This is a genomic window from Sporosarcina sp. FSL K6-1508, from assembly GCF_038007465.1.
GTDB lineage: Bacteria > Bacillota > Bacilli > Bacillales_A > Planococcaceae > Sporosarcina > Sporosarcina psychrophila_B.
The window spans coordinates 3601213-3624451 of sequence record NZ_JBBOXF010000001.1; the positions used below are offsets into that span (position 1 = coordinate 3601213).

General features: G+C 40.4%; 31 protein-coding genes and 1 riboswitch. Of the genes, 7 read left to right on the plus strand and 24 right to left on the minus strand.

Going from position 1 to position 23239, the window contains the following annotated elements:
• Positions 1-21: 21 nt before the first annotated feature.
• A complete protein-coding gene (locus MKZ11_RS18205) occupies positions 22-450 on the minus strand; it encodes a hypothetical protein (RefSeq protein ID WP_340795775.1) in 429 nt (142 codons plus the stop codon).
• Positions 451-579: 129 nt separating this feature from the next.
• Here MKZ11_RS18205 and MKZ11_RS18210 point away from each other — a divergent pair, with 129 nt between their 5' ends.
• Positions 580-1557, plus strand: coding sequence for a DUF1385 domain-containing protein (locus MKZ11_RS18210; RefSeq protein ID WP_340795776.1), 978 nt, complete (start codon positions 580-582; stop codon positions 1555-1557).
• Positions 1558-1610: 53 nt separating this feature from the next.
• Here MKZ11_RS18210 and MKZ11_RS18215 read toward each other — a convergent pair whose 3' ends face one another.
• Complete coding sequence (locus MKZ11_RS18215) at positions 1611-2447, minus strand: lipoate--protein ligase family protein (RefSeq protein ID WP_340795777.1); 837 nt, start codon at positions 2445-2447, stop codon at positions 1611-1613.
• A 161-nt stretch (positions 2448-2608) separates the two neighbouring features.
• On the opposite strand from MKZ11_RS18215, the gene MKZ11_RS18220 reads away from it, so the two are divergent.
• Both MKZ11_RS18220 and MKZ11_RS18225 read left to right on the plus strand, forming a co-directional pair.
• Positions 2609-2926: a rhodanese-like domain-containing protein gene (locus MKZ11_RS18220; RefSeq protein WP_340797047.1), complete on the plus strand. Its 318-nt coding sequence runs from the start codon at positions 2609-2611 to the stop codon at positions 2924-2926.
• Between the two features lie 53 nt (positions 2927-2979).
• Complete coding sequence (locus tag MKZ11_RS18225) at positions 2980-4257, plus strand: ATP-binding protein (RefSeq protein WP_340795778.1); 1278 nt, start codon at positions 2980-2982, stop codon at positions 4255-4257.
• Between the two features lie 662 nt (positions 4258-4919).
• On the opposite strand, the gene gcvPB is transcribed toward MKZ11_RS18225, so the two are convergent.
• The 13 genes from gcvPB to MKZ11_RS18290 all read right to left on the minus strand — a co-directional run bounded on the left by gcvPB (position 4920) and on the right by MKZ11_RS18290 (position 13922).
• Positions 4920-6380: an aminomethyl-transferring glycine dehydrogenase subunit GcvPB gene (gcvPB, locus tag MKZ11_RS18230; protein WP_340795779.1), complete on the minus strand. Its 1461-nt coding sequence runs from the start codon at positions 6378-6380 to the stop codon at positions 4920-4922.
• A complete protein-coding gene (gene gcvPA / locus MKZ11_RS18235; protein WP_340795780.1) occupies positions 6373-7719 on the minus strand; it encodes an aminomethyl-transferring glycine dehydrogenase subunit GcvPA in 1347 nt (448 codons plus the stop codon). Before gcvPA ends, gcvPB begins: the two co-directional genes overlap by 8 nt.
• A 33-nt stretch (positions 7720-7752) precedes the next feature.
• Positions 7753-8850, minus strand: coding sequence for a glycine cleavage system aminomethyltransferase GcvT (gcvT, locus tag MKZ11_RS18240; RefSeq protein ID WP_340795781.1), 1098 nt, complete (start codon positions 8848-8850; stop codon positions 7753-7755).
• Positions 8851-8987: 137 nt separating this feature from the next.
• A riboswitch (glycine riboswitch) is annotated at positions 8988-9079 on the minus strand.
• A gap of 218 nt (positions 9080-9297) precedes the next feature.
• Entirely contained in the window at positions 9298-9813 is a 516-nt protein-coding gene (locus MKZ11_RS18245) for a shikimate kinase (RefSeq protein ID WP_340795782.1), read from the minus strand.
• A 30-nt stretch (positions 9814-9843) separates the two neighbouring features.
• A complete protein-coding gene (locus MKZ11_RS18250; RefSeq protein ID WP_340795783.1) occupies positions 9844-10023 on the minus strand; it encodes a hypothetical protein in 180 nt (59 codons plus the stop codon).
• Positions 10004-10432 (minus strand): competence type IV pilus minor pilin ComGF, encoded by a 429-nt coding sequence (gene comGF / locus MKZ11_RS18255; RefSeq protein ID WP_340795784.1) that lies wholly within the window; start codon positions 10430-10432, stop codon positions 10004-10006. The genes MKZ11_RS18250 and comGF overlap by 20 nt, the downstream gene beginning before the upstream one ends.
• A gap of 5 nt (positions 10433-10437) precedes the next feature.
• Complete coding sequence (locus MKZ11_RS18260; protein ID WP_340795785.1) at positions 10438-10737, minus strand: hypothetical protein; 300 nt, start codon at positions 10735-10737, stop codon at positions 10438-10440.
• Positions 10730-11179 carry a type II secretion system protein gene (locus MKZ11_RS18265; RefSeq protein WP_340795786.1) on the minus strand — a complete coding sequence of 150 codons (450 nt, stop codon included), beginning with the start codon at positions 11177-11179 and terminating at the stop codon, positions 10730-10732. The genes MKZ11_RS18260 and MKZ11_RS18265 overlap by 8 nt, the downstream gene beginning before the upstream one ends.
• Positions 11166-11471, minus strand: a complete 306-nt coding sequence (gene comGC / locus MKZ11_RS18270) for a competence type IV pilus major pilin ComGC (RefSeq protein WP_340795787.1) — start codon at positions 11469-11471, stop codon at positions 11166-11168. The genes MKZ11_RS18265 and comGC overlap by 14 nt, the downstream gene beginning before the upstream one ends.
• A 441-nt stretch (positions 11472-11912) precedes the next feature.
• Positions 11913-12242, minus strand: a complete 330-nt coding sequence (locus MKZ11_RS18275) for a YolD-like family protein (RefSeq protein WP_340795788.1) — start codon at positions 12240-12242, stop codon at positions 11913-11915.
• A 10-nt stretch (positions 12243-12252) separates the two neighbouring features.
• Positions 12253-13506, minus strand: coding sequence for a Y-family DNA polymerase (locus MKZ11_RS18280; RefSeq protein WP_340797048.1), 1254 nt, complete (start codon positions 13504-13506; stop codon positions 12253-12255).
• Positions 13506-13709 (minus strand): LexA family protein, encoded by a 204-nt coding sequence (locus MKZ11_RS18285; RefSeq protein ID WP_340795789.1) that lies wholly within the window; start codon positions 13707-13709, stop codon positions 13506-13508. Before MKZ11_RS18285 ends, MKZ11_RS18280 begins: the two co-directional genes overlap by 1 nt.
• A complete protein-coding gene (locus tag MKZ11_RS18290; RefSeq protein ID WP_340797049.1) occupies positions 13710-13922 on the minus strand; it encodes a transcriptional regulator in 213 nt (70 codons plus the stop codon). It abuts the gene before it with no gap.
• Between the two features lie 123 nt (positions 13923-14045).
• On the opposite strand from MKZ11_RS18290, the gene ku reads away from it, so the two are divergent.
• Both ku and MKZ11_RS18300 read left to right on the plus strand, forming a co-directional pair.
• The gene (ku, locus tag MKZ11_RS18295) at positions 14046-14813 is read left to right on the plus strand and encodes a non-homologous end joining protein Ku (protein WP_340795790.1); all 768 of its coding nucleotides are present in this window, start codon (positions 14046-14048) and stop codon (positions 14811-14813) included.
• On the plus strand, positions 14810-15574 hold the full coding sequence (locus tag MKZ11_RS18300; protein ID WP_340795791.1) for an ATP-dependent DNA ligase: 765 nt from the start codon (positions 14810-14812) through the stop codon (positions 15572-15574). The genes ku and MKZ11_RS18300 overlap by 4 nt, the downstream gene beginning before the upstream one ends.
• 144 nt (positions 15575-15718) lie before the next feature.
• Here the strand turns inward: MKZ11_RS18300 and MKZ11_RS18305 are convergent, their stop codons facing one another.
• Complete coding sequence (locus MKZ11_RS18305) at positions 15719-16174, minus strand: CBO0543 family protein (RefSeq protein WP_340795792.1); 456 nt, start codon at positions 16172-16174, stop codon at positions 15719-15721.
• 265 nt (positions 16175-16439) lie between these two features.
• On the opposite strand from MKZ11_RS18305, the gene MKZ11_RS18310 reads away from it, so the two are divergent.
• On the plus strand, positions 16440-16745 hold the full coding sequence (locus MKZ11_RS18310) for a DUF3243 domain-containing protein (protein WP_340795793.1): 306 nt from the start codon (positions 16440-16442) through the stop codon (positions 16743-16745).
• Positions 16746-16951: 206 nt separating this feature from the next.
• Here the strand turns inward: MKZ11_RS18310 and MKZ11_RS18315 are convergent, their stop codons facing one another.
• Complete coding sequence (locus MKZ11_RS18315) at positions 16952-17590, minus strand: FusB/FusC family EF-G-binding protein (RefSeq protein WP_340797050.1); 639 nt, start codon at positions 17588-17590, stop codon at positions 16952-16954.
• Positions 17591-18164: 574 nt separating this feature from the next.
• Between MKZ11_RS18315 and MKZ11_RS18320 the strand changes: the two genes are divergently transcribed.
• Positions 18165-18734 (plus strand): BclA C-terminal domain-containing protein, encoded by a 570-nt coding sequence (locus tag MKZ11_RS18320; RefSeq protein ID WP_340795794.1) that lies wholly within the window; start codon positions 18165-18167, stop codon positions 18732-18734.
• Between the two features lie 51 nt (positions 18735-18785).
• Here the strand turns inward: MKZ11_RS18320 and MKZ11_RS18325 are convergent, their stop codons facing one another.
• The 7 genes from MKZ11_RS18325 to MKZ11_RS18355 all read right to left on the minus strand — a co-directional run bounded on the left by MKZ11_RS18325 (position 18786) and on the right by MKZ11_RS18355 (position 23239).
• On the minus strand, positions 18786-19505 hold the full coding sequence (locus MKZ11_RS18325; protein ID WP_340795795.1) for a peptidoglycan recognition protein family protein: 720 nt from the start codon (positions 19503-19505) through the stop codon (positions 18786-18788).
• A 4-nt stretch (positions 19506-19509) separates the two neighbouring features.
• Positions 19510-19791: a phage holin gene (locus MKZ11_RS18330; protein ID WP_340795796.1), complete on the minus strand. Its 282-nt coding sequence runs from the start codon at positions 19789-19791 to the stop codon at positions 19510-19512.
• 13 nt (positions 19792-19804) lie between these two features.
• A complete protein-coding gene (locus tag MKZ11_RS18335; protein ID WP_340795797.1) occupies positions 19805-20209 on the minus strand; it encodes a hypothetical protein in 405 nt (134 codons plus the stop codon).
• Between the two features lie 159 nt (positions 20210-20368).
• A complete protein-coding gene (locus tag MKZ11_RS18340) occupies positions 20369-21088 on the minus strand; it encodes a hypothetical protein (protein WP_340795798.1) in 720 nt (239 codons plus the stop codon).
• 152 nt (positions 21089-21240) lie between these two features.
• On the minus strand, positions 21241-21375 hold the full coding sequence (locus tag MKZ11_RS18345; RefSeq protein ID WP_340797051.1) for a CD1375 family protein: 135 nt from the start codon (positions 21373-21375) through the stop codon (positions 21241-21243).
• Positions 21375-21560: a hypothetical protein gene (locus MKZ11_RS18350; RefSeq protein WP_340795799.1), complete on the minus strand. Its 186-nt coding sequence runs from the start codon at positions 21558-21560 to the stop codon at positions 21375-21377. The genes MKZ11_RS18345 and MKZ11_RS18350 overlap by 1 nt, the downstream gene beginning before the upstream one ends.
• Entirely contained in the window at positions 21557-23239 is a 1683-nt protein-coding gene (locus MKZ11_RS18355; RefSeq protein WP_340795800.1) for a hypothetical protein, read from the minus strand. The genes MKZ11_RS18350 and MKZ11_RS18355 overlap by 4 nt, the downstream gene beginning before the upstream one ends.

Here is a 23239-nt window from a genome sequence, read left to right on the forward strand (position 1 = left end):
ATATCGTTCTTTTGTAGCAACTCATTTTATGCTTTCATCTGAAAGTTTCTTCATAAACACAGCCGTCCCGGTAATAAATCTGAAAACAATGGCCATTAAAGCAAAGTACGGAAGTGATATGGATTTAATGGCAGCCAATGGGGTTTTCGGTGAACCTATCGTCCATTCAACCGCAAAAACAACTATGATACCAATGAGTAAAGCGGTGATAGATGGGGGTATTGAAGTAGTGAATGAAACGGCAAAATAAACAATAGCAAATAGCAATACTAGTGCTACAAAAAGTAAAGCCCATTTGATTGAAAAATGAGCGGAAGCAAACAACTGCCACTTTTTCGCCCAGCCAACAGGCGACCAGTTAATGAAATTAAATAACTGCAGAAATTTGAGCGCAATTGTCGTGAAAAAAGCGCCAACTAGTGCGGTCCATACTAATGTTTTATTGATCATGAAAATCCCTCCTATATAAAGTGTCGGGAGGTTCAGAACATTTTAAACATCATTGTGGAGAGTAACGTCGTTTTTTAGTATAATGAATTACAGAGTGAAGCTGATATAAAAGAAAGTGTGGGTAAATGTATGGGAAAAGAACAACAACCCCCTGCTTATGGGGGGCAAGCACTCGTCGAGGGCGTTATGTTCGCCGGTAAAAGTCATACGGTCGCAGCGATTAGACGGAAGGATAATACAATCGATTACTTCCATCTCCCAAAAGAAAAAAATAATGTCCGGATGAAACTGAAAAAAATTCCATTTGTTCGCGGTATTATTGCTTTACTCGAATCTGCCGGTATCGGATCGCGGCATTTAACATTTTCGAGCGAACGGTACGATGTAATGCCAGGTGAAGAAATTGAGCAGGAAAAAGAAGAGACATCCAAATTAGCGATGATTCTCGGTGTCGCCGCTGTCGGTGCATTATCCTTACTATTCGGCAAGTTCGTCTTCACACTTATCCCAGTATTTCTCGCACAGGCTTTACAGTTTGCAGCTCCAGGAAAAACAGCGCAAATTCTACTTGAAAGTTTATTTAAACTCCTATTGCTCCTGTCGTATATTTCGCTCATTTCAATGACTCCCCTTATTAAGCGGGTATTCCAGTACCACGGAGCTGAACACAAGGTAATCAACGCATACGAGAATAACTTACCTTTGACAGTAGAAAATGTACAGTTGCAGTCAAGGCTTCATTTTCGTTGCGGAAGCAGTTTCATGCTATTCACGGTAATTGTGGGAATGTTTATCTACTTCCTCGTACCCACTGATCCATTTTGGTTACGCATTGTAAATCGAATACTTCTCATTCCGGTTGTGCTTGGTATTTCTTTCGAAGTCTTGCAATTAACAAACTCGCTCCGCAATGTTCCTATCCTGAAATATTTGGGCTATCCAGGATTATGGCTTCAGTTATTGACGACGAAAGATCCCGATGACAAGCAAGTCGAAGTCTCAATTGCTTCATTCGAGAGGTTGCTAGAAATTGAAGTACATGGCGTTGAAGCAGTGGAAGCAATATCGAAAAAAGAATCAGAATCAGATACTGTTCCTGTAACTTAAGAAAAGGTTGGTGCTTGCCGATTAGGGCAAGCATCAACCTTTTTTCTATTTCGTTATTTTTTGAATGTCCACTCATCGTTCGCGTATTTCTTCCGTTCGATTTCCAAAACAAATTCAAGTTGTGTCTCTGTTAAGTCAAAAGGCTCGAGTTTCATATCAAGCGCTTCTTCAAATCCTTTCGAAAACGCTTCAACACATTCACTGACCGACACCGGCCGATTGGCCAACCTGTCAATTGCTACTGCTTTTTCCGGTAAGCTGATACGCATCTGTTCACGCTGCTCTTCCGATTTAAATTTAAAAAGAGAAACAAGCTTATTTTCATCCAGACTTAAAAGTATCGCGCCATGCTGCAAAATGACACCTTTCTGTCTTGTCTGCGCACTGCCCGCAACTTTCTTTCCCTCGACAACCAGTTCATACCAACTCGGTGTGTCAAAACAGACTGCACTCTTCGGCTTTTTCAAATCAGCGCTCTGTTGTGCTGTTTGCGGTACCGAAAATGTCGCGTCTAGTCCGAGATTACGGAAACCTTCGAGCAAACCGCTAGAAATGACACGATAGGCTTCTGTCACCGTTTCTGGCATATCTGGATAACTTTCGCTGACAATCACGCTATATGTAAGCTCATGCTCATGCAGGACGCCCCTGCCCCCGGTCGGACGCCTGACGAAACCAAGTCCATTCTTTTTCACTTCGACCATATTTATTTCTTTTTCGACACTTTGAAAATAGCCGATCGACAGTGTAGCTGGTTCCCATTCGTAAAACCGGAGTACTGGACCAATTTCCCCTTTACTATGCCACTCTAGTAGCGCTTCATCAAGAGCCATGTTAAATGAAGCGCTGCATTTTCCTGAATTAATGAAACTCCAAACAGTTTTCTCCATCTGAATTCCCCCTCTACAACGAATTTCATTTTAGCATTCTCATTGAACAAGTGCCACTCAATCTTTATAATGAAAAAGTAGAGAGAAAGGGGAAAGTTGTTGTGAACTATTATTTTTTAGGAGCCGTAGCTCTCATCGTGATCATTTACTTCGTCGTAACAATGTTGCGTCTTAATAAAGCGGTTACAAACTTAACACAAGAACAATTTATCGAAGGGTATCGGAAAGCGCAGCTAATCGACGTACGTGAAACAAAAGATTATGACGCTGGTCATATTTTAGGGGCGCGTAACATTCCGTATTCTCAGTTCCGCCAGCGCTTCAAAGAAATCCGTTCGGACAAGCCTGTTTACTTGTATGACCAAAACGGCGGAAAAAGTGCACGTGCTGCACTTTTTTTAAAGAAAAAGGACTATCAACAGCTATTCCATCTGCAAGGCGGTTTCCGTCAGTGGACAGGTAAAGTAAAAAGTAAATAAAATGAAAAGTTCTTCCTTTCCGGAGGAACTTTTTTCTACTACTAAAGTATGGAATGGAGCAGCATATGAAAAAAACAATTTTATTTCCAATAAGCGACGACATACGTGAAAAACTACCGTATTACGAAGACTTTGCCACTGTCAATCGTCACATCGTAAACCAGTTGAATGAGCGAAAACAGCAGGATTGGCAAGTCATCCATGCGGAAGAGCTCATTGCTCATGCAGAATCAGTCATCGATGATTTGATGAAAAAAGGAAAGTTACGCTATGAATCACTTGGACATGTTTACGGCGTAAGGCCAACTGGTAAAGTTGAGCGCTCCGATTCAGATAACGGCTTTAATTTACGTGTTTCTGAATCAATTGAAAACCAACTGCTTTACTTCCCTGACTTCGATGTTGCATTTACACAACTACTATATTTTGTTGGCAATGGTACGACTTGGCCTGAATTTCAACTTTTCGCTTCGTCTGCTGACAAAGTAAAGATATTTATCGAAGAAGTGAATCATTTGCAACGCGAGATGATGAAGACGACAATTACTTACCTTGTCGATACAGATAACGGAGTTGAAAAGAAAAGTTTTGAACATGGTGAAAAAGTCAGCCGAGTGGATGTGCTTATTGAGGATACGATGAAAAGTGATATTTTCCGTACCATTGATGAATTTTTTAAAGATGATGGATCGTTCTATAAGGAATATGGATTGCCTTATAAACGAGGGATTCTATTGTATGGCGCGCCTGGTAACGGTAAGACGACACTTGTTCGTTCTATCACTGGTTCTACATCTGCGCCAGTTATTTATTGGCAAATAACAGAACATACAGGCAGCTATTCCGTTCAAGAAGTTTTCAATACCGTTGCAAGAATGGCTCCTGCCATCCTAGTCATTGAAGATATCGATTCAATGCCCGAACATACACGAAGTTCATTTCTCAATACGCTAGACGGCGCTCGCGTCCGTGCAGGGCTCTTTATTATAGGAACGACTAATTATCCCGAAAAAATTGACCCTGCGCTTATTAACCGTGCAGGCCGCTTTGACAGCACATATGAAATCCCATCCCCTTCCCCGGAGGTACGCCGTAACTATATGATGAAACTAGATAAAAAGGGATTATTTAATGACGAACAATTGGATGATATGACAAAGCGTACTGGAGGTTTATCCGTTTCACAACTCAATGAATTATATATGTCCGTCGCACTCGGCTTTCATTATGAAGGAACAATCGAATATGACAGACGAATCAAAGATTTACAAAAACAGCACAAGCGGTCAACAAAAGGGAATTGGGAGCAAGAAGGTTCCATTGGATTTTAAAAAAGAGAAGCCAGAATGGCTTCTCTTTTTTACATTTAAGTTCAGTTTCATTTCGAAAAAAGGGATGATGGGCTGTTTTCCGGACGTTTTCGAACGTTAAAGAAGAATGTTCTTTACCGTTCAATTAATACCTTTCCCGCTAGATTTTCACTTTGAGAAAAATGTAAAACTATGACCAATATCAATGCAAGCGCCGGGAAAGTTATCAATGATCTGACTGCAATCACCTGTGATTGTACAGTCATAGAAAACACAAGGATAAAATTAGCATAAACGAACAGAATCAGAAAGAAGAGCCCGCTTGTCAAAATCACATTAGTAACTCTTTCGATGTTATTCCCACTAATTATTACATACAAAAGAAATGGCATAGCGCATAAAAGAGCAAGTAATAAGTAATTCAGATTGCTTAGTCCGCCTTCCAATAAAAAGTTCCCTACTAGAAGATGCAAGATAATAGAAGTTCCAAAAATCATTAGAAAATACCTACGATGCATAAATCGAATAAAGAGGTTTTTGAATGCTTCATTTTCCTCACTCCCCTTTTGTTACTCCTATGTATCAAAAGAAGATAAACTCACTTCATATTAATTAACAGAGCAAACACGAAAAGCCTATATCCATAAGATTATAGGCTTTTCGTGTTTGTGATTATATTCTACTTATGCCTTTAAATAACGCAAAACAGGCTGACGTGCCGCTTTCGTTTCATCAAGCCGATTGATGACCGTTGTATGCGGTGCGTTCTGTACGATTTCTGGATTTTCCTCAACTTCTTTTGCAATTTGAATGAGCGCATCGCAGAATGCATCAAGTGTTTCTTTCGATTCTGTTTCCGTTGGTTCAATCATCATGCCTTCCTCGACGTTAAGCGGGAAGTAAATTGTTGGTGGGTGATAGCCAAAGTCAAGCAAGCGTTTTGCCATATCAAGAGTACGTACACCAAGTTTCTTTTGACGACGACCTGATAAGACGAATTCGTGTTTACAATGACGGTTATATGGCAAATCGAAATGTGGCTCCAATCTGCGCATCATGTAGTTCGCATTCAATACGGCATATTCCGTAACAGCTTTCAGGCCATCTGGCCCCATAGAACGAATATACGTGTATGCACGCAGATAGATACCGAAGTTACCGTAGAACGGTTTAACACGGCCAATCGATTGTGGCAAATTGTATTCAAATGTGTAAACTTCATCTTTTTTCACAAGGACTGGTTTGGGAAGGAATGGAATAAGATCCTTCTTCACGCCAACCGGACCCGAACCTGGTCCACCGCCACCATGTGGTCCTGTGAATGTTTTGTGCAAGTTCAAGTGAACTGCATCGAAGCCCATATCGCCAGGACGTGCTTTAGACATAACTGCGTTCAAGTTTGCGCCGTCATAATAAAGTTTTCCTCCAGCAGCGTGGACAATCTCAGCCATTTCAAGAATTTCTTCTTCGAAAAGACCAAGCGTATTCGGGTTCGTCAGCATAAGTGCAGCTGTGTCATCTCCTACATGTCGTTTTAGATCTTCAAGATCTACAAGTCCGTCTTCACCTGATTTGACTGTAATCGTATCGAAACCAGCAACTGTAGCTGAAGCCGGGTTTGTACCGTGTGCAGAATCGGGAACAAGTACTTTCGTACGTTTGAAGTCGCCGTTAGCTTCGTGGAAAGCCCGAATCATCATCAAAGCTGTCCACTCGCCGTGCGCTCCCGCTGCCGGTTGAAGTGTCACTTCATCCATTCCTGTAATTTCTACAAGATGTTCTTGTAAATCATACAGAACTTCCAGTGCGCCTTGAACAGTCGACTCATCTTGTAATGGGTGAATATTCGCGAATCCAGGATAACGTGCAACGGATTCGTTGATTTTCGGATTATATTTCATCGTACATGATCCAAGTGGATAAAATCCTGAATCGATACCATGGTTACGATTGGAAAGTGCAGTGTAATGACGCATAATGTCAAGTTCAGAAACTTCCGGAAGTTCAGCAGCTTCCTCGCGTACAAATCCCTTTGGTAATAGATTGGAAAGGTCAAGTTCAGGGACATCAAGTTCAGGAAGACTATAACCTATCCGTCCTTCTCTAGTAAGTTCGAAAATTAACGCCTGGTTATCTTTATGCATGAAGGGCCTCCATTTCCTGCACAAGTGCATCGATTTCTTCTTTCGTACGCTGTTCTGTAACGGCGATTAGTGCATGATTAGTAAATTCAGGATACGTCAGACCTAAGTCATAACCACCGATTATCCCTTTTGTAAATAGGCTTGTATTTACTTCTTTTACAGACCGTTTGCAATCAACGACGATTTCGTTGAAATGTGATCCACTAAATTTAACGTCGAAACCAGCTTTTTCAAAGGTTTCTTTCGCATAGCGTGTTTTGACAATGTTCTGGTAGGCGATTTCTTGTGCTCCTATTTTACCGAGCGCAGTCATCGCTACTGAAGCAGCTAGTGCGTTCAAAGCTTGGTTTGAACAGATATTAGACGTCGCTTTATCACGGCGGATATGTTGTTCACGTGCTTGAAGTGTCAATACGTATCCACGACGGCCTTCATCATCAGTTGTTTCTCCAACAAGACGACCTGGAACTTTACGCATTAACTTTTTCGTCACCGCGAAATAACCACAATGTGGGCCGCCAAATGATTCAGGAATACCGAATGGTTGTGCATCACCAACTGTAATGTCGGCACCAAGCTTACCTGGAGGTGTTAGTATGCCAAGTGCTAGCGGATTTGATGAAACAACGAACAGTCCGCCTTTAGCATGTGCAATTTCCCCGGTTTTTTGGAGGTCTTCGATTTGACCAAAGAAATTCGGATATTGTACAAGCACAGCAGCTGTATTCTCATCCATCATTTCTTCTAACTTATCAATGTCAGTTACACCATCTTTTTGTGGAATTGTGACTACTTCGATGTATTGTCCAGATGCATAAGATAAAACTACATCGCGGGATTCCGGATTAACCGTCTCGGAAACAAGAATTTTTTTCCGGCGCGTGTGGCCTGCTGCAAGTGTTCCCGCTTCTGCAAGAGCCGTTCCGCCGTCATACATTGATGAGTTTGCAAGGTCCATTCCAGTCAATTCACAGATCATCGTCTGGAACTCAAAAATAGCCTGTAATTCACCTTGAGAGATTTCCGGCTGGTAAGGCGTATAGGCAGTATAGAATTCAGATCGTGAAATGACATGATCGACGATAATCGGCTTATAGTGATCATAGACGCCTGCCCCTAGGAATGATGCATATGTACGCGCATCCGCATTTTTCGATGCAAGTTTCGAAAGCTCTTTCGTCAATGAAGATTCGGATTTCGCTTTTTTAATATTGTATTCGCCTTTAAAACGGACCTTTTCAGGAATATCTGCAAAAAGTTCATCGATGGATGAAATCCCGATTGTTTTCATCATTTCATCACGATCAGTTTCGGTCATTGGAATATAACGATGCTGCATGTCCTCTTATCCCCTTTTCATAATTTCATATGATTAACGTTTATAAAATGGTGTAGCAATAATTACAGCTTTCAAGCGCTTATTTCGAATCTCGATATCAATCTCAGTTCCTTCGGCAGTATGTTCATTGTTCAGAAGCGCAAAACCGATATTCTTTTTAAGTGTCGGTGATTGTGTACCAGTCGTTACTTCACCGATTTGTTCTTCACCGAGGAATACTTTGTAACCTGTACGCGGAATCCCTTTGTCAATCATTTCCACGCCAACAAGCTTACGTGGTATACCATTTTCTTTTTGAGAAGCCAAAGCTTCTTTCCCTAAGAAATCCACTTCTTTATTCAGCTTTACAACGAAACCAAGGCCAGTTTCGAGAGGTGAAATATCTTTTGACAGCTCTTGCCCATATAGCGGTAAACCTGCTTCAAAGCGAAGTGTATCACGCGCCCCAAGACCTGCTGGAACAACGCCTTCACTTTCACCCGCTTTCAGAATAACAGACCATAATGCAACGATTGCCTCAGGTGAACCGTAAATTTCAAAACCATCTTCTCCTGTATAGCCAGTACGTGAAACAAGTACTTGGTGTCCAGAGATATCAACATTTTCTTTAAAACGGAAAAATCTGATGTCTGCCAACGGCTCGCTTGTTAGTTTCTGCAGTACTTCTTGTGCAACAGGTCCTTGCAATGCAAGCAGCGCATAGGAGGATGATGCATTTTCAATTTTTACATTGTCTGTTATATGCTTGTTCATCCACTCAAAATCTTTGTCAATATTTGACGCATTGACGACAAGCAGATAGTTATTATCTCCTCGTTTATAAATCAGCAGGTCATCGACAGTACCGCCATTTTCATAACACATAGCCGTATACTGCGCTTGTCCATCTTTTAATTTAGAAACATCATTCGTCACCATCTTTTGCAGATAAGGTAAGGCATCTTCCCCACTAACAAGTAATTCACCCATATGTGAGACATCAAACAATCCTGCTTTTGTACGGACTGCTTCGTGTTCAGCTTTAATACTCGAAAATTGAACAGGTAATTCCCAACCGCCAAAATCAATTGTTTTCCCGCCATACTCCGCATAACTATCAAAAAGAACGGTACGCTTCAAAGTTTCTGACAAATTCTTTTCCCCCTTAAAAAAATGATAAAAAAGGACAGAGGTCCCCTAAAATAGAGAACCTCTGTCCTTGTACCTGAAAGTTTGACCTTGCGGCTTTCCTCGTTGGTGGCCAGCTCACCCGGCGCTCTCCAGAGATGCGTCATGTATGAGTCTTGTTACCTGAGAGATTCATAACATTCGTTACTTGCTCCTTCGGCGACGCCAACGCGTGCTCTCCCCATACAATCATTCGCGTTATTCAATTGAAATGAAAATGAATAAGATTCGGACAACTAATGCCCTTTCGCCTTATATCTTAACATTTCATTTCTGTAAGCGCAATACTTTTTAATTGATAGCCATTTAAACGAACGAAAACTAATTTAAAAATTTAATCGTTCGTGTTTTTACTTATTAATTAAATTTTCACTTCAATTATAGGTTTAAAAAACGAATGATTCACTTCTTTTATATTTCCCCTCTAAGCCTTCTTATCTGGAAGGCGATATAATCCACAATGTCGCGCAAAGATCTATTTTCCGTTTCGACTTTAAAATGCGCACCATGTAAATAATGAGGTTTTCGATCATTAAATAATTGTTCCAAGTCGGCTCGTGTCGATCTTTGAACAATCGGTCGGTTACGATCCGTAGAAATCCGTCGCCATATATCACGAAATGGCGCATTTAGAAAAAAGACAAGACCAGTTTTCCGCATAATTTCCCTATTTTCTTTACGCATCGCCACGCCTCCGCCAGTCGCAATGATACAAAATTCATCACGGAACTTGTAAAGAAATTCCGTTTCCATTTCACGAAAACGTTCTTCGCCGTACATTTCAAATATTTGGGGAATCGTCAAACCCGTCATCTTTACAATTTCAGTATCCATATCATAATATGGCATTTTCGTCGCAAAGCTGAGCCTTTTACCTATTGCACTTTTACCGCACCCCATATAACCAATTAAATACACTTTCTTCATGTCATCACCCATTTGGCAGCACGAATAGTTTCATTCGTCCCGATTCATTATTCTCACCGTTTCGTTCTCGTAATACGTTTCAAGCGAATCGTAACTCTGTTGTAGACTATCATGCCATGAAACGAGGGAGAAAAGAAAGAGACTAACGAAAAATAATAAAATAATTGCTGCCGCAAGCATGGCCCCATGTTCATTTCGGATTAATTCCAACCGCGAACCCCCTTGTTTTAACGGAGTCATTAAGCATCGTCACATGAGCGGTTACAGTCATGCCGTCGAATGCATACGTAACCGTCTTCACTCGAGTAACTAACGGGACATGGCCGGTTTCATCTACTCGTTTCCTGACGACAGTGCCACTTTGCTCAATATCAATCTGGCCCCGGCTGTTCTTAAGACGGATTGCTCTGCCACCGTTAAGCAATCGGATTTCTGTAACGTCTGATAAAAGGTGTTGAAAATCAGCTGCGAATAATTCCCATTCCGTAGATGAATAATCTTTATAGTGCAATTCAATCGGGCTCTTCCAAAAGAAAAACAAAAGGAAAAGCTGTATAAAAGCTGTCATAATGATAAGTTGAAAGATACTTTCTAGAAATGTATAGCCTCTTTCATCCATCCTCTTCACGAATGCACGCATTTACTGAATGACTTATTAACAATCGTATAAGATACACAGACGGATTGCCCATTAACAGTCCAATCATAATCGACCCCTTCAACTTGTCGGATACCTTCTATCAAACCATATGAACTAAAATAAATAGCCCCTTGAAGGGCAGTTTCTGTTGCATACATCTGCGCCTTTCTCATCTGTAACTTCGAGGTCACCGCTGTGGCAAAAGGAAGCAGTGTTCCAAAGATAACAATTACTATTGTTAAGGTAAGAATCGATTCCGGCCAGGAGTAGCCCCCTTCATTCATAAATAATCATCCTCCCCCGCTGGAATTGAAACCGTATCTCGATTAGCCCCGAACTCGTTAATAACGCCATTGTACCAGTTCTTACGATATCCCCATTTGCATGAAAATCAACTGCCTTCATTTGGCTGGTACTCACTAAACGCATCCCATCTGGAAAAACATTTCGCACAATTTCAATTCTCCCTTCCCCTTTCTTTAGATAAGATGTAATGTACTCCCTTCCTGAATCTTTGAATTCCAAGCTTGTCCCTACATAGTTCGCCATTGAATAAGCCTGTAAATTATGAACAGCTGCTATAAACGCTTGAAGTGCATCTTCCTCAGAAGCAGTCTGTATCCAACGATCACCAATGGGTAAAATGATTGCTGTCATTATCGATAAAACTCCTAATACTAAAATCAGCTCAAGGAACGTGAAACCGCTTTCCTTAGTTTTTTCCACCGTTTACTCCCGGACCAAGGGATTCCCCCACTCTAGCTACTTTCCCATCCATGTCGATTGATAATTGTGTCCCATCCGGACACTGCGCATTTTCAGGAAGGTAGTCCTTTTCAGTCAATTCTGCAAGAGAAGCCGGCAGATGCTTTTCATCCATTTTATACGCCTCAACTTGACCTTGAACCATTTTCACATAGGCATTACAACCTTTTTCATCAATTGACTTCGAATGTTTTGTCACATTCGGGATTGCAATTAGAATAAGAACAGAAATGATGAGGAGTACGATCATCATTTAAAGCACCTTTCCCCGTCATTTTCATATCATGTATTTGGTTATCAAAATCCACTGTAGAGCGCTTTTAGTTTACTTTTCTTTTCTGTGCTCTCCCTTGCTAGTCTATTTTTGTGATTTAATTGTGAGTGGACCACAAAATAGACCACATTAACGGGATTGAAAATGTGGTTTTATGAAAAATAGACCACATTTATTGAAAACCTTCTATATAAAGGCGCTGGAAAAGCAAAAAGGAGAATAAAGATGAAACAGCCACTTCTAAATCGAGCTGGTGGCTGTTCCTTCTATTTGAAGTAATCCGTGTATTGCAAGCGAAGGAAAGTTGACATTAATCCAATTATCAGATATATTAGTTATGAATTAATGCACTCCGGCACTTTCGCAGGATGCCGGAAAAAGGCGATCACTCCTTAATCGGAATGGTCGCCTTTCCCTATTTCATTCCACACATTGTACTCCGACGATATCTGAAATAGGAAGCCTATCTATTCCGAACGGATCATCAAGCAATAGGCACCCTTTCTGCATATCGATGCCCACGATTACGCCTTGACGAGGATAAATACGTCCCTCCTTCCATGAGTTTACACGCGTTTCGCATTTTCTTTTACATGCCACTTCAATTTCTTCTTGAATTGATTGGAGGTCCCATTCACTAAGTTCTGGACGTTCAATGTAATATTCTTTATCCAACCAATGCTTTAACTCAACGTTATGCTCTGTCAACATCATGCCTGCCCATTTGATATTTCCTCTATCACGAATCATACGAATCCTCCTACCCTTTATGTCCACCGACTAGCTTAGATCGTTTGATAGCTGTTCCGGCCTCTGTGAGAGAGACGGCCCTTAATAACGCAGTGGAACCGTAACGAGTACGAATGTCATCCATAACACCAGCTAGCTTACGCCTTTCCCATTTCCCTTCATCGAATAAATTTAGCTGCATTGATTGTTCATCTTCTAGCTTTGTGACGGATACAGAGATTTGACGCACGGCTTGTTGGTTATAGTTTTCGTTCATTAGTTCTTTACAGACAGAGTAAATTTGCATTGTGTCATTTGTCGCCTCGCCTATTGTTCTGGAACGTTGGAATCCTCCACCAAAAGCATTCTTGCTATACCCGATACCAAGTGATATTGTCCGTCCTGCCAGTTGTTTTTCCCGCACTCTTCTTGCGACATCCTCACACATCTCTAGGAGCACTGCATTTACTTCTTCACGCTTGTAGTCACGCATAAGGATCTGACTCTTACCGTAACTGACCTGGCCTTCTGGCATCGGTGCGCCTACTTCAGATAGGTCAATGCCCCAAGCGTGGTGATAAAGCTGATTCCCCATAATGCCGAATTTCTTTTCAAGCCTCTCAAGAGAAGCGTTCGCAAGATCCCCAACCGAATATATACCCATATCATTTAAAGACTTTTCCGTCTGACGTCCAATTCCCCACATTTCAGAAAGCGGAGCGACTATCCATAATTTTGTTTGCACGTCATCAAATGTCCATTTAGCAAATCCAGTCTTTTTAGCTTCTAGATCAAGCGCTAATTTTGCCATTAACATATTCGGACCCATGCCAGCTGTAGACGGTAAATTTAATGTTTCCGATATTTCATGCTGAATTTTTCTGACAGTTAATGCTGGGTCGCCCCATAACCTTTCGGTGCCAGTGAGGTCTATAAACGATTCGTCGACCGAGTACACATGTATAGCATCTGCAGGCACATACTTATGAAGGATACGAGTAATGGACATCGACATTTCAAGAAAATAACTCATTTTCGGCTCGAACAACCGTATCTGTGGATGGTTCGGGATTTCGAATAAGCGATTACCTGTCTTTATTCGGAATTTTTCCTTCATAGCAGGACTGGCAGCAAGTACAATTGACCCTTTATGTTGTAAGTTTCCGATGACTGCAATCGGATCCGTGCGGACATCCAAATTATGCAGAGAAGCCATGCAACTCGCGTAAAAGCTCATCATATCGATGCAAGCAATTTGTCGGTTGGGAAATTTACTGTAGTCCATCATACGACGATTCGCAGTGTTCGCGCAGATGTATTTGCGAAATCGATATATCCCTTTTCCCTCATTCTATCTAAGTGACCGTGTACCGTTGATACAGATTTAAGTCCGACCGCGTCAGTGATTTCTCTCATTGACGGTGAATAGTGGTTTTCAGCAATATAACTTTTAACGAAATCATAAATTTTCTGCTGTCGATCGCTCATTTAAATAACCATCCTTTCTTTTCTAACTACGGGAACAAGCGCTAAAACGTTGTCTATGGTAAACGTGCGATTAGTTTCACGCATATGGCAGTACGCACGAAAAGACACTTCACCGATTTGCAGCACCTTAATTCTCCGTTTACTGATTTGACCTTTTCCATCCACGTAAATCATGTCCAGTAAATCACCATATCTTACCGTTCTCTCCAACATTTTTAGCACACTTGTTCCCCTCCTTGTTCCTTAGTATATGGAATACACGTTCGTTTTACAACTGGAAAAATGATGTATTGTAATTATTATTAATGGAGACAATAAACATGAGGTGATAATCATATGCACACAGTCTGGAAAGGTGCTATATCGTTTGGTCTTGTAACAATCCCTGTAAAGCTACATGCAGCTACTGAAGATAAAGGTATTAAGTTAAAACAACTTCATTCAAAATGTAAAAAGCCGATTAAACAGGAGAAAGTCTGCCCTATCTGTAATGAAGATGTGGATTCGAAATCGCTTGTAAAGGGCTATGAGTATGCGACAGACCGGTTTGTAGTCGTTACAGATGCTGAATTAGAGGGCTTGAAGAGTGATATAGAAGAAAAAGCAGTGGAAATTTTAGAGTTTGTGAAGTTGAAGGAAATTGATCCTGTCTATTTTGACAAGACATATTATTTAGCTGCAGATAGCAATGGTTCGAAAGCATATGCATTGTTAAGGGAGTCTTTGGCCAAGTCGAAAAAGATTGGAATTGCAAAGATAACAATACGATCTAAAGAGCGACTAGCAGCAGTCCGCGTCCTGGATAACCATTTAGTGTTGGAGACGTTACACTTTCCGGATGAGGTTCGCAGCACGGTTGATCTACCACAAATAACAAACGTGAAATTAACCGCAAAAGAAAAAGAAATCGCACTGTCGTTAATTGAGCAATTAACTGCAGAATTTGAGCCTACTAAGTATCATGATGAATATCGTGAGCGCTTAGAAAAATTGATTAAGAGTAAAATACCTAAGAATGCAGAACAACCATCGAACGTCGTTAATCTCATGGATGCCATGGAAAAAAGTATCGCATCTATTAAAGAACAAAAGAAACGGGCATGAAGTATGTCAAGCCTATGTTACTCGGATATCAAGAGGAAGTAAGATCAGATGAAGGTTGGTTATATGAGCCAAAGTATGATGGCATCCGATTACTCGTCGGGAATCGCCACTCTTACACACGACATGGGACTATAACCACTTCTCGCTTCCCAGAACTTCTTTTTGGTGGCGATGAATTATTACTAGATGGAGAACTTATTGCGCCAGGAACAGATGCACCCGATGATTTTTCGGGTGCGATGTCACGCTTTAGCGGTAACAATGATCAGCCCATTTCATTAATGGTCTTCGATGTTATCTCTTATCTTCGAGCACCCGTTACGTACTGGCCAATCGAAGATAGAAAAGAATTACTAACAAAAGTCATATCAGAAATCGATTCACCTTATATTAATTTAGTGCCCTATGTCGCTACTGAAGGAGAACAACTATTTGATGTTATAAAAGAAAACAAAATGGAAGGTATCATTGCTAAGCGAGTAGGTAGTCTCTATTTACCTGGCGCACGTTCAGATGATTGGAGAAAAATTATTAATTGGAGTTACCATGATGTGATTGTTTCGAAGATTTCACTTGGGCCGCTTACTGTGCAGTTACAAAGTGTAGAGGGCGAATATTTAGGAAGTGTCGCGATTGGATTTACGAAGGAAATTAGAGAAAAACTACTATTAGGGATTCCTCCATTTTTAGTTAAAGTAAAAGCGAGAGGTTGGACTAGTGGTGGTAAATTGAGGTTGCCGCAGATAATAGAAGTCAAATAAAAAAGCGACCTACCCACAATCTAATCTGTGGTGGAGCCGCTTTTTGCTTTTTGCTTATTTAACCTTCTCTCGGATTAGCCAAATAAAAAAGACCGTCACCAGACGATCTCCTGTTGTTGAACTAAAGCACCCGTTTGTTGAAGTCTATTTTAATATATTTAATTTTATTAAATACTTGTAATACCCATACACAAAAAGATAAGGGAATAAATAAGAGATAAATGTAAGGTAGATACTCCAATTATTTCCGTAAATTACCCTTCCGAAATAAACAAATATCAGTTCTAAAAAAGTGGTGAAGAAGGTCATTAAAAAGACAACAAAATAAGGTTTTTTAATTTTTTTAATGAAAAAGATCAAATAACTTGCTAAGACGGGATAAATACCTAGATCAAAAGGTAATGAAGCTAAATTTTTTTGATCAGGAAAAGGTATTACTTCCCAAAAATCAAAATAAAATCCAAAGGTATTTATTGTATAGGCAAGAACACTGAAAACGGGAGCAACCAAAAATAATAACAATTTTTCTTCTTTTTTGTAAAGATGCTTTATAAAGATAATCCACGGACCAATAAATCCCAAAAATATATTTAAAATCATTATTATTTCCTTTCGTTATAATTTATGGGTAGGAAATGAGATTTTCTATATAATTATGGACATAATCTATTTTCGCTAAACAGCCCCGTTAGTTGAATAAGAACAATGCTCTGTTCTTTATTCGTCTATATTCATACGAATACCTCTTTAATTCGACAAACAAAAATAAGCATTTTTCATTACTCTACAGAAGTAATTATTTTCCTGTTTACAACGTTGAGTTTAAGCAAACAATAAGAGTACAAACAAAAAGGGGGTGTTTTTGATGGATATGAAGGACAAAGTGCAAAAAGAACTATCTCGAATCGACGTCGAGAAAAAGGACGAGATTTTAGAGAACTTTAATCGATTCAAACAGTACCTTTCCGAGAAAGTTGAGGTGGGGGAAAACATGGGGTTAAGTGAAGAAAAACTTGCTAAAACTACAGAATTAGTTGCAAACTATCTTGCCAAACACGAAGAGCCCCGCAACAGGGAAGAGAAAATGTTAATGGAGCTTTGGAATTCCGGAACTAAAGAAGAGCAACATACACTAGCACATTTGTTACTGGAAATGGTACGGAAAGCTTAATAAAAACGTAGTACATGCTTGTATTAAATAGATGACTGTAATTAAACAAAAAGCGACCTATCCACAATCTGTGGATAGGTCGCTATTGTTTTGTTCTATTTCATTTCTCACCAATCAATCAGTCAAAGAGCCTTAGAATCTGTTGATGCCTTGGCGATCAGGTTGTTTTTTATTCCCTCTGTTACGCCTTTGGTTTAGGTTTTCTACTATAAGCTCTGTAAATTGAGTATGAATTTGTTTAATTTCTCTAGCGTAATTAAATTGCGGTTACATTTTTGACTATCCCGGCAAATATAATTTCCTTTTCTACTATACGTACCAATTGTAGGTCCTTTCAATTCCGTCATAAATAAACCTACTTCGCTATGTTGATAGCAGATTGAACAAATGCCTGATTTGTTTAAATTCCCAAATGTTCCTTGTATTCCTATAAACTTATCTTGTTGAGGGGCAATAATAAATCTTTTATTTGACCCCTTCTCATCCCAACATAAATATGAGGTCTCTTTCAAATCAATGTCCTCTATAGGGAGCATTAACTTTTTTGCTTTCGGGAATAACTTTTTAATACTCTGTACCGTTAACTCTTTGAAAGGGATAACGTACGGTTTGAGTTGCAATAGATATTGCTCGGCTGCCTCTTTATTCTCAATATCAATAATTCCATCAAGTAACCTTCTTTGTTCTTCTTTCAAATCTATAAACAACCCGAATACCCTTTCAATTGCTATAGATTTAAGCGCATTAATAACGTCTACATCTCTACTTGTCGAGTGTCCGTTAACGAGGTTTTTTGTTTGAGTTTTTATAAAATTGTATTGATCATTTCTAATAAACAGGTCTATATGTGTCGTGCTTACTTGTTTAATTTCCAATTCTGCCAGCTCCTTATTTTGTTTTAAAATGAAGTTAAGGTGCAAAGCCGGAAATTTAGAAATGGAATAAATTCTTTTGGGCGATTAAACTAAAATTCTACCCACGCAAAGTATCGCCTTTCTAATACTCGGCTTTGCATGAGTCGCTTCAGAATCTGGTAATAACTTCTTATTCACCATATGCACATCACCCCCCTAAAGTATTTATGATCTAATCGATTTATTTCTTTTGTACACAATAATACAAAAAAAATCTATTATTGTAAACCTCTTTACTAATGGTTTTAACAAGCGACATCATATAAATAAAAAAAGCGGCCATCCACAATCTAATCTGTGGATGGGCCGCTTATTACTTATTTTTCTTTCTTACGCTGTTCAACATACAAGTTTGGGAATTCTTTCAGAAACAAACTCCGCATTTACAACAGAATAAATCTCTGGTTTGTATTTTTCATTTATTGATAGTATGACAAGTAGCAATTACAATTGCCCTTCCCTCCATCTTCCGCACGAATATGATATGACATATGGAGGTGATAAAATGGATTATTATAACCATAATTCTAATCGTAGATGTAGTAGCCATGCTTGCTCTTGCAAAATAGTATGCGGAGTACCAAGAGTATCAATAGGACCATTTAGAGCTACCGGACCAGCTGGCTCTAGTAGTACTCCCGGAACCACATGTGGGTTGTGCGAATACGGGTATATTTACAACCTAAGTCCTCAAACGGTACCTATAGAAGCTGATGTCTTGTTTGATTCAAACGGATTAATGACACCTGGAATTGTGCATATCCTTGGAACCTCTCAAATTATAGTTAACGTTTCGGGAGACTACGAGGTTACTTTCTCTGTGTCAGGTGTAGAACCCAACCAATTCGCACTATTTTTAAATGGTGCGCCGATTACGGGTACAGTTTACGGTTCAGGTGCAGGTACTCAGCAAAACAACGGTCAGGCTATAATTTCCATAGCAGCCGGTGATGCTCTTACCCTTCGAAATCATTCTTCTGCTGCAGCAGTTACACTACAGACTTTGGCAGGGGGCACACAAACAAATGTAAACGCATCTATTGTCATTAAAATGTTAAATCCGAATATTACCTAATTTATTACAAAAAGCGACACTCTCGATGAGTAGTCGCCTTTTACTTTGTTCTTACTTATTTACCGCAACAGTATATTTAACCGCTAACCCTAATACATCGGCATCTGTAAGCGTGCCATTTGCTAACTTGTCAGCCCATGAGGCGTGAGCTCCTGCCTTCACAGCTGCATCCACGATGATTTGACGATGCGCTTTACTTACTAACGATGTTTCTGTTTCCGTTTTTAAAGTTGGGCTTGAAAACTTCAATTCTTCATCCTCCTTTGGTTGTGTTGAGTTATTTAATTCAGTTAACCGTTTAGCAATCCTATCTTTAACCGACTGCAAACGTCCCTCTTCAATAATCCGATGAGGGCAATTCTTTCCGCTCCAATCACGATGCCATTTAACACGGTCAATTCCCCAACCGTATTGCTTCAAGATATGGGCTACGTACTCAACCGTATTTTCTTCTGCAGTAACATACTTCGGACCACCGGATTCCGAATAACAAATTTCAATACCAATAGATGCCCGATTACCCTTGCCCTGACCATCCCCTGCGTGATAAGCATTGCGTGTAAACGGGATGGCTTGTACAACTTGCTTGTCATCGATTGCGACGTGATAACCTACCACTGTGTTATTGCGAGTCATATACGCAATCTCGTTTGCTGCTGTCGCATCATTGAACGTGTTGTGAATGGTCACATACTCTGGTTTCATAGCGTAAGGAGCTTTTAGTTTGTAAAGTGATTCTGGGATATATCTATTGACGATTGTGTAAGCCATATCCTCACAACCTATCTTTTTTCGGATAGTCGTACCTTAGTGCCTGTTTACTGTCAGACAATCCAGATGTCGTCGGATCCGGAACGGTATTATAGATACTGACCACTACAATTCCAATTACAAACGGGTTTTTCACTGCCTCAAACAGAACGTCGAATAACTTACCCCAACTCGTGATGTCTTCTGCTGTCAATCCCATATAACCTAAGATGGGAACCCCGATGGCTAATAGTAGACGAATAATAAACTGTGGATTTTTGAACCTTACTTTCCAGTTGATTTTCATAATGTTTCCTCCTTTAGTTTGTTAAAAAATGTTGCATCACATAATAAATTGCCCCACCAGAACTTAATAGTCCTACGACACCACCACTAACCTTTAAAAACACCGTAGACCATGTGTTGAGTTTAGCCATACGTAGCTCATGAGACTGTGTTGTTCGTGCTGTCTGGTAGCCCATAGCGTTCTCGACTAACGTAAACATCTTATCTCCCTGTTCTCGCATCGTGGTTCGCGTTTCTCGATTTTCGGACATGACGGTGTTCTCGAGTTTCACTGCATTATCTTCCAGATTTTTTAGTCGTTCGTCGTGCTGTCTGTCAGATTCTTTTAATGACAACGTGATTTCTTCTAGTGTCCCAATTCGCTCTCGATGCTCTTTAATGTCTATATCGTGTTCCGTCATTTTCTCGAACATTGACAAGGTTTTATCCTCCATTCGTCACCTCAACTCCCCTTTTCTCTGTTTATGGGTAAAGAAAAAGAACGCCCAGTATTTCGGGCGTCCTCATTAATATCTATTCTGAATCACACTAATTACTGTGAGTTCTGCAATTGACTCTGTTGGTAAATCCTCAGTGTATTAATTAAAACCAGCAAACTCAAAATTAAGTTCATTATTAGTTGATTTCGCGAAACCTAATTTATTATCCTGAATACTAATTTCCAACTCTTTCAACTTGAATTGTCTGGTCTCATTTGAATAAAACATCGATTTTTCAATTTTTGTGTACTCATACTTCAAGAGAAACTCTTGACCGGAGAAAAAAACAGCTTCTGCAATATCTAATAATGTTCGATTTAAATTATTCGTATCATCACTCATTGTTATCCTCTGAAGCGTGTCAACGATATGAGGTGTTTCATCTAAATAGTGCGTCCCCCCCTCATAGTTAGAGGTGTCTTTAATTAACTGATTTCTGTTTTTGATATCCTTTGTCGTGTCAGTGAAAAAAGTTGGAACTTCTAACCATTCCTTCAAAGAATATTTTACAAAACCAGGTCTATTTACTGGGGACCAAGTTTTTCCGACTATAGCTGAAAAAACCATTCCTTTTTTGTTAGTCTTTTTCGGATGAGAATAGATTTCCAACGGGATGTCAAATTCTTCAGCTAAGTTTAATAAAAACGGTTGCATATGTGCTCCACCCATTCCAACTAAACCTCTTAACTGAGATTGAATGGTTAGTAAATATGCCAAGTCGTTAGTTTCGATGAAATGATTGTTGGCATTTCTCATTGCTGTAAGCCCTAATTTTAATGAGCCCAATTTATCTTCTATACTTTTCTTCTTTTTAGACAAATTAACACACTCCCTCTATTTAGTAACCGTAATTTCAGTATAAGTGAATATGGTGGATTGGGCAATTTGACTAAAGATAGTTATCAGATATAATCCAGTTCTGCCATCGTCAAGACTTTAACTCCAGTTAACAAAGAAAAAAGACCCTTCATTTATTTTACCGTTTCAACCTGTTCCGCTAAATACTCCGCAACCGGAATCTGATACTGCTCAGGTAAACTACCAATCTCTCGCGCTCCTGCTTTAACCAATAAACCGTATACTGGCACCATGTATGGAAATACCATCATTCGCTCCCCCCTTTCAATTGATCTATTTCAATTTGTTGCATCATCATTTGTTCTTGGAGACCCACGATTGCTTCCAATAACATCAATACATTCGGGTCAATATTAACCACCTCAGGGAATGCAGGTTCTAATGGACCAAGAGATCCATCCGGCAATCGTTTTCGCACCATTGGAATACTCATTGTAATAACGCCCCCGATATCATTGTGATTGGCTTATCGCCTGTCCATGAGATTTTTAGAGCTATATGTTCGGCAGGTGCATCGGCTTTGTATCGGTAATAATCTTCAACACTCTCACCCGTTGGTCCTGAGTTCATGAACTCCAAAGGCACAAACTGTTCCTGCTCCGTGCCTGTCGTCATGCTGATTTCCGCTAAAACCTCTTGGTCAGCATCCCTTTGAATCCACAATAAAACGCCCTGTGCTGATCCGCTTGGAGGTACGATTGTGTACCGTTGGACGGAATGCTCTAAAGGCGTTAAGTTTGCTGTTTTATTCAGTTTGATGGTCTTCGAAAATTTGAAATCATACGGGTCAGTAACCTCAATGACGATCGTATTTTCGCCATCCTTTAATTTGGACAATGGGAAATCAAACGACCATCTGCCTGGTGGCCCATTGTGAATTTCGGTATTAATGCCGGTGTTGATACGATAGCGGACAACTACGTCATTGCCATCCAGATCAAATGAATCTCCGCTAAAGGTGACCTTATCGACATTAATTAAATCTGAAAGTGATTCAAACGGGTCGATGGTCAAGCTTGGCGCTCGGTTTGGAACCACGTAAAATGTACGTTCGGCAACTGTTGATTTACCGCCCTTATTATCCTCGGACCATACCTCTAATCGATGCGCGGTCCCCTCGGTTAGCGTTCCAGTGACTGCTGTTGCTCCTTTATAGAGTAAACCACCCTTGAACGTCAGTTGTTCATTATATGGAAGAATTGCACCTGATGAAATACCTGTCGCAATCGCTCTTGTTGTACCGCCGTTGATGCGAAAATAGACGTTAACGATGTCACCGATGTCGGAATCAAGCGCCGAACCATCGATTTTGAATGTATCGTTTTCATATAAGGTTACGTTGTTTGGTGTACTTAACACTATCGTAGGTGCTGCATTGAGCGCTGTTATCACTACAATCCCGGAACCTAATTCGTCACTTAGTACTGCCGTTGTTTTTGTTCCCGCGTTGTATGAACTACCGCCAGAACCGTATACGTTAACGCCACCGCTATCGGCATACGCGCCACCATCACCACCATTGTATCCGCCGCCGCCGCCCGACCCCGCCGGATTCGATGAACCTCCGCCGCCAAACGCGCCTGTTATTCCGCCGCCGACGTTTGTTCCCCCGCCCGCCCCACCATTAATAAATGATTTCGCTTGTTCGGTAGTTGTATATCCTGTGCCGTTACCAATAAGTCCTCCACCACCATCTCCGCAAGTAGAACCGTCTGGACTAGTCCTCTTGCCTCCAATGCCGCTCCCCGTGCCTGGTATAAGCTTGGCATTGCTTTTTACATTTGATCCATAACCGTTGTTACCTCCACCCCCGCCCGCGACAATTAACGGCGTTTGTGTACCTCTTATAACAAAAGTCCCGCCCGCTCCTGGCGATGGCAAACGTGCCGTTGCTAGTTTTCCGTTTTCTCCGACCAACACCTTCAAACTTTCACCTGGCACTAGTGTAAAGTCGCCCTCAATCACAGCGCCTTTTCCACCCTTTGCATTTCCTCCGGCCGCCTTTATTCGTACCTCTTTCACGCCGGCGGGGACTATCCAACTTTCAATAGTCTTTGTAACTGTAAATGTATATGTTGTTTTCCCTTGAGTATCTTTGCCGACGACAACCAT

What these genes read in the sequence shown, in the direction of transcription:
- MKZ11_RS18355 (WP_340795800.1), bottom strand. Translation starts at nt 23,239, where the DNA reads ATGGTTGTCGTCGGCAAAGATACTCAAGGGAAAACAACATATACATTT.
- MKZ11_RS18210 (WP_340795776.1), top strand. Translation starts at nt 580, where the DNA reads ATGGGAAAAGAACAACAACCCCCTGCTTATGGGGGGCAAGCACTCGTC.
- comGF (WP_340795784.1), bottom strand. Translation starts at nt 10,432, where the DNA reads ATGGATGAAAGAGGCTATACATTTCTAGAAAGTATCTTTCAACTTATC.
- MKZ11_RS18285 (WP_340795789.1), bottom strand. Translation starts at nt 13,709, where the DNA reads ATGAGCGATCGACAGCAGAAAATTTATGATTTCGTTAAAAGTTATATT.
- MKZ11_RS18325 (WP_340795795.1), bottom strand. Translation starts at nt 19,505, where the DNA reads ATGGCTTACACAATCGTCAATAGATATATCCCAGAATCACTTTACAAA.
- MKZ11_RS18215 (WP_340795777.1), bottom strand. Translation starts at nt 2,447, where the DNA reads ATGGAGAAAACTGTTTGGAGTTTCATTAATTCAGGAAAATGCAGCGCT.
- MKZ11_RS18330 (WP_340795796.1), bottom strand. Translation starts at nt 19,791, where the DNA reads ATGAAAATCAACTGGAAAGTAAGGTTCAAAAATCCACAGTTTATTATT.
- gcvPB (WP_340795779.1), bottom strand. Translation starts at nt 6,380, where the DNA reads ATGCATAAAGATAACCAGGCGTTAATTTTCGAACTTACTAGAGAAGGA.
- MKZ11_RS18290 (WP_340797049.1), bottom strand. Translation starts at nt 13,922, where the DNA reads ATGTTGGAGAGAACGGTAAGATATGGTGATTTACTGGACATGATTTAC.
- MKZ11_RS18305 (WP_340795792.1), bottom strand. Translation starts at nt 16,174, where the DNA reads ATGATTTTAAATATATTTTTGGGATTTATTGGTCCGTGGATTATCTTT.
- MKZ11_RS18225 (WP_340795778.1), top strand. Translation starts at nt 2,980, where the DNA reads ATGGAGCAGCATATGAAAAAAACAATTTTATTTCCAATAAGCGACGAC.
- MKZ11_RS18220 (WP_340797047.1), top strand. Translation starts at nt 2,609, where the DNA reads ATGTTGCGTCTTAATAAAGCGGTTACAAACTTAACACAAGAACAATTT.
- MKZ11_RS18310 (WP_340795793.1), top strand. Translation starts at nt 16,440, where the DNA reads ATGGATATGAAGGACAAAGTGCAAAAAGAACTATCTCGAATCGACGTC.
- MKZ11_RS18245 (WP_340795782.1), bottom strand. Translation starts at nt 9,813, where the DNA reads ATGAAGAAAGTGTATTTAATTGGTTATATGGGGTGCGGTAAAAGTGCA.
- MKZ11_RS18320 (WP_340795794.1), top strand. Translation starts at nt 18,165, where the DNA reads ATGGATTATTATAACCATAATTCTAATCGTAGATGTAGTAGCCATGCT.
- ku (WP_340795790.1), top strand. Translation starts at nt 14,046, where the DNA reads ATGCACACAGTCTGGAAAGGTGCTATATCGTTTGGTCTTGTAACAATC.
- MKZ11_RS18345 (WP_340797051.1), bottom strand. Translation starts at nt 21,375, where the DNA reads ATGGTATTTCCATACATGGTGCCAGTATACGGTTTATTGGTTAAAGCA.
- MKZ11_RS18205 (WP_340795775.1), bottom strand. Translation starts at nt 450, where the DNA reads ATGATCAATAAAACATTAGTATGGACCGCACTAGTTGGCGCTTTTTTC.
- gcvPA (WP_340795780.1), bottom strand. Translation starts at nt 7,719, where the DNA reads ATGCAGCATCGTTATATTCCAATGACCGAAACTGATCGTGATGAAATG.
- MKZ11_RS18280 (WP_340797048.1), bottom strand. Translation starts at nt 13,506, where the DNA reads ATGGACTACAGTAAATTTCCCAACCGACAAATTGCTTGCATCGATATG.
- MKZ11_RS18350 (WP_340795799.1), bottom strand. Translation starts at nt 21,560, where the DNA reads ATGAGTATTCCAATGGTGCGAAAACGATTGCCGGATGGATCTCTTGGT.
- MKZ11_RS18275 (WP_340795788.1), bottom strand. Translation starts at nt 12,242, where the DNA reads ATGATTCGTGATAGAGGAAATATCAAATGGGCAGGCATGATGTTGACA.
- comGC (WP_340795787.1), bottom strand. Translation starts at nt 11,471, where the DNA reads ATGATGATCGTACTCCTCATCATTTCTGTTCTTATTCTAATTGCAATC.
- MKZ11_RS18260 (WP_340795785.1), bottom strand. Translation starts at nt 10,737, where the DNA reads ATGAATGAAGGGGGCTACTCCTGGCCGGAATCGATTCTTACCTTAACA.
- MKZ11_RS18300 (WP_340795791.1), top strand. Translation starts at nt 14,810, where the DNA reads ATGAAGTATGTCAAGCCTATGTTACTCGGATATCAAGAGGAAGTAAGA.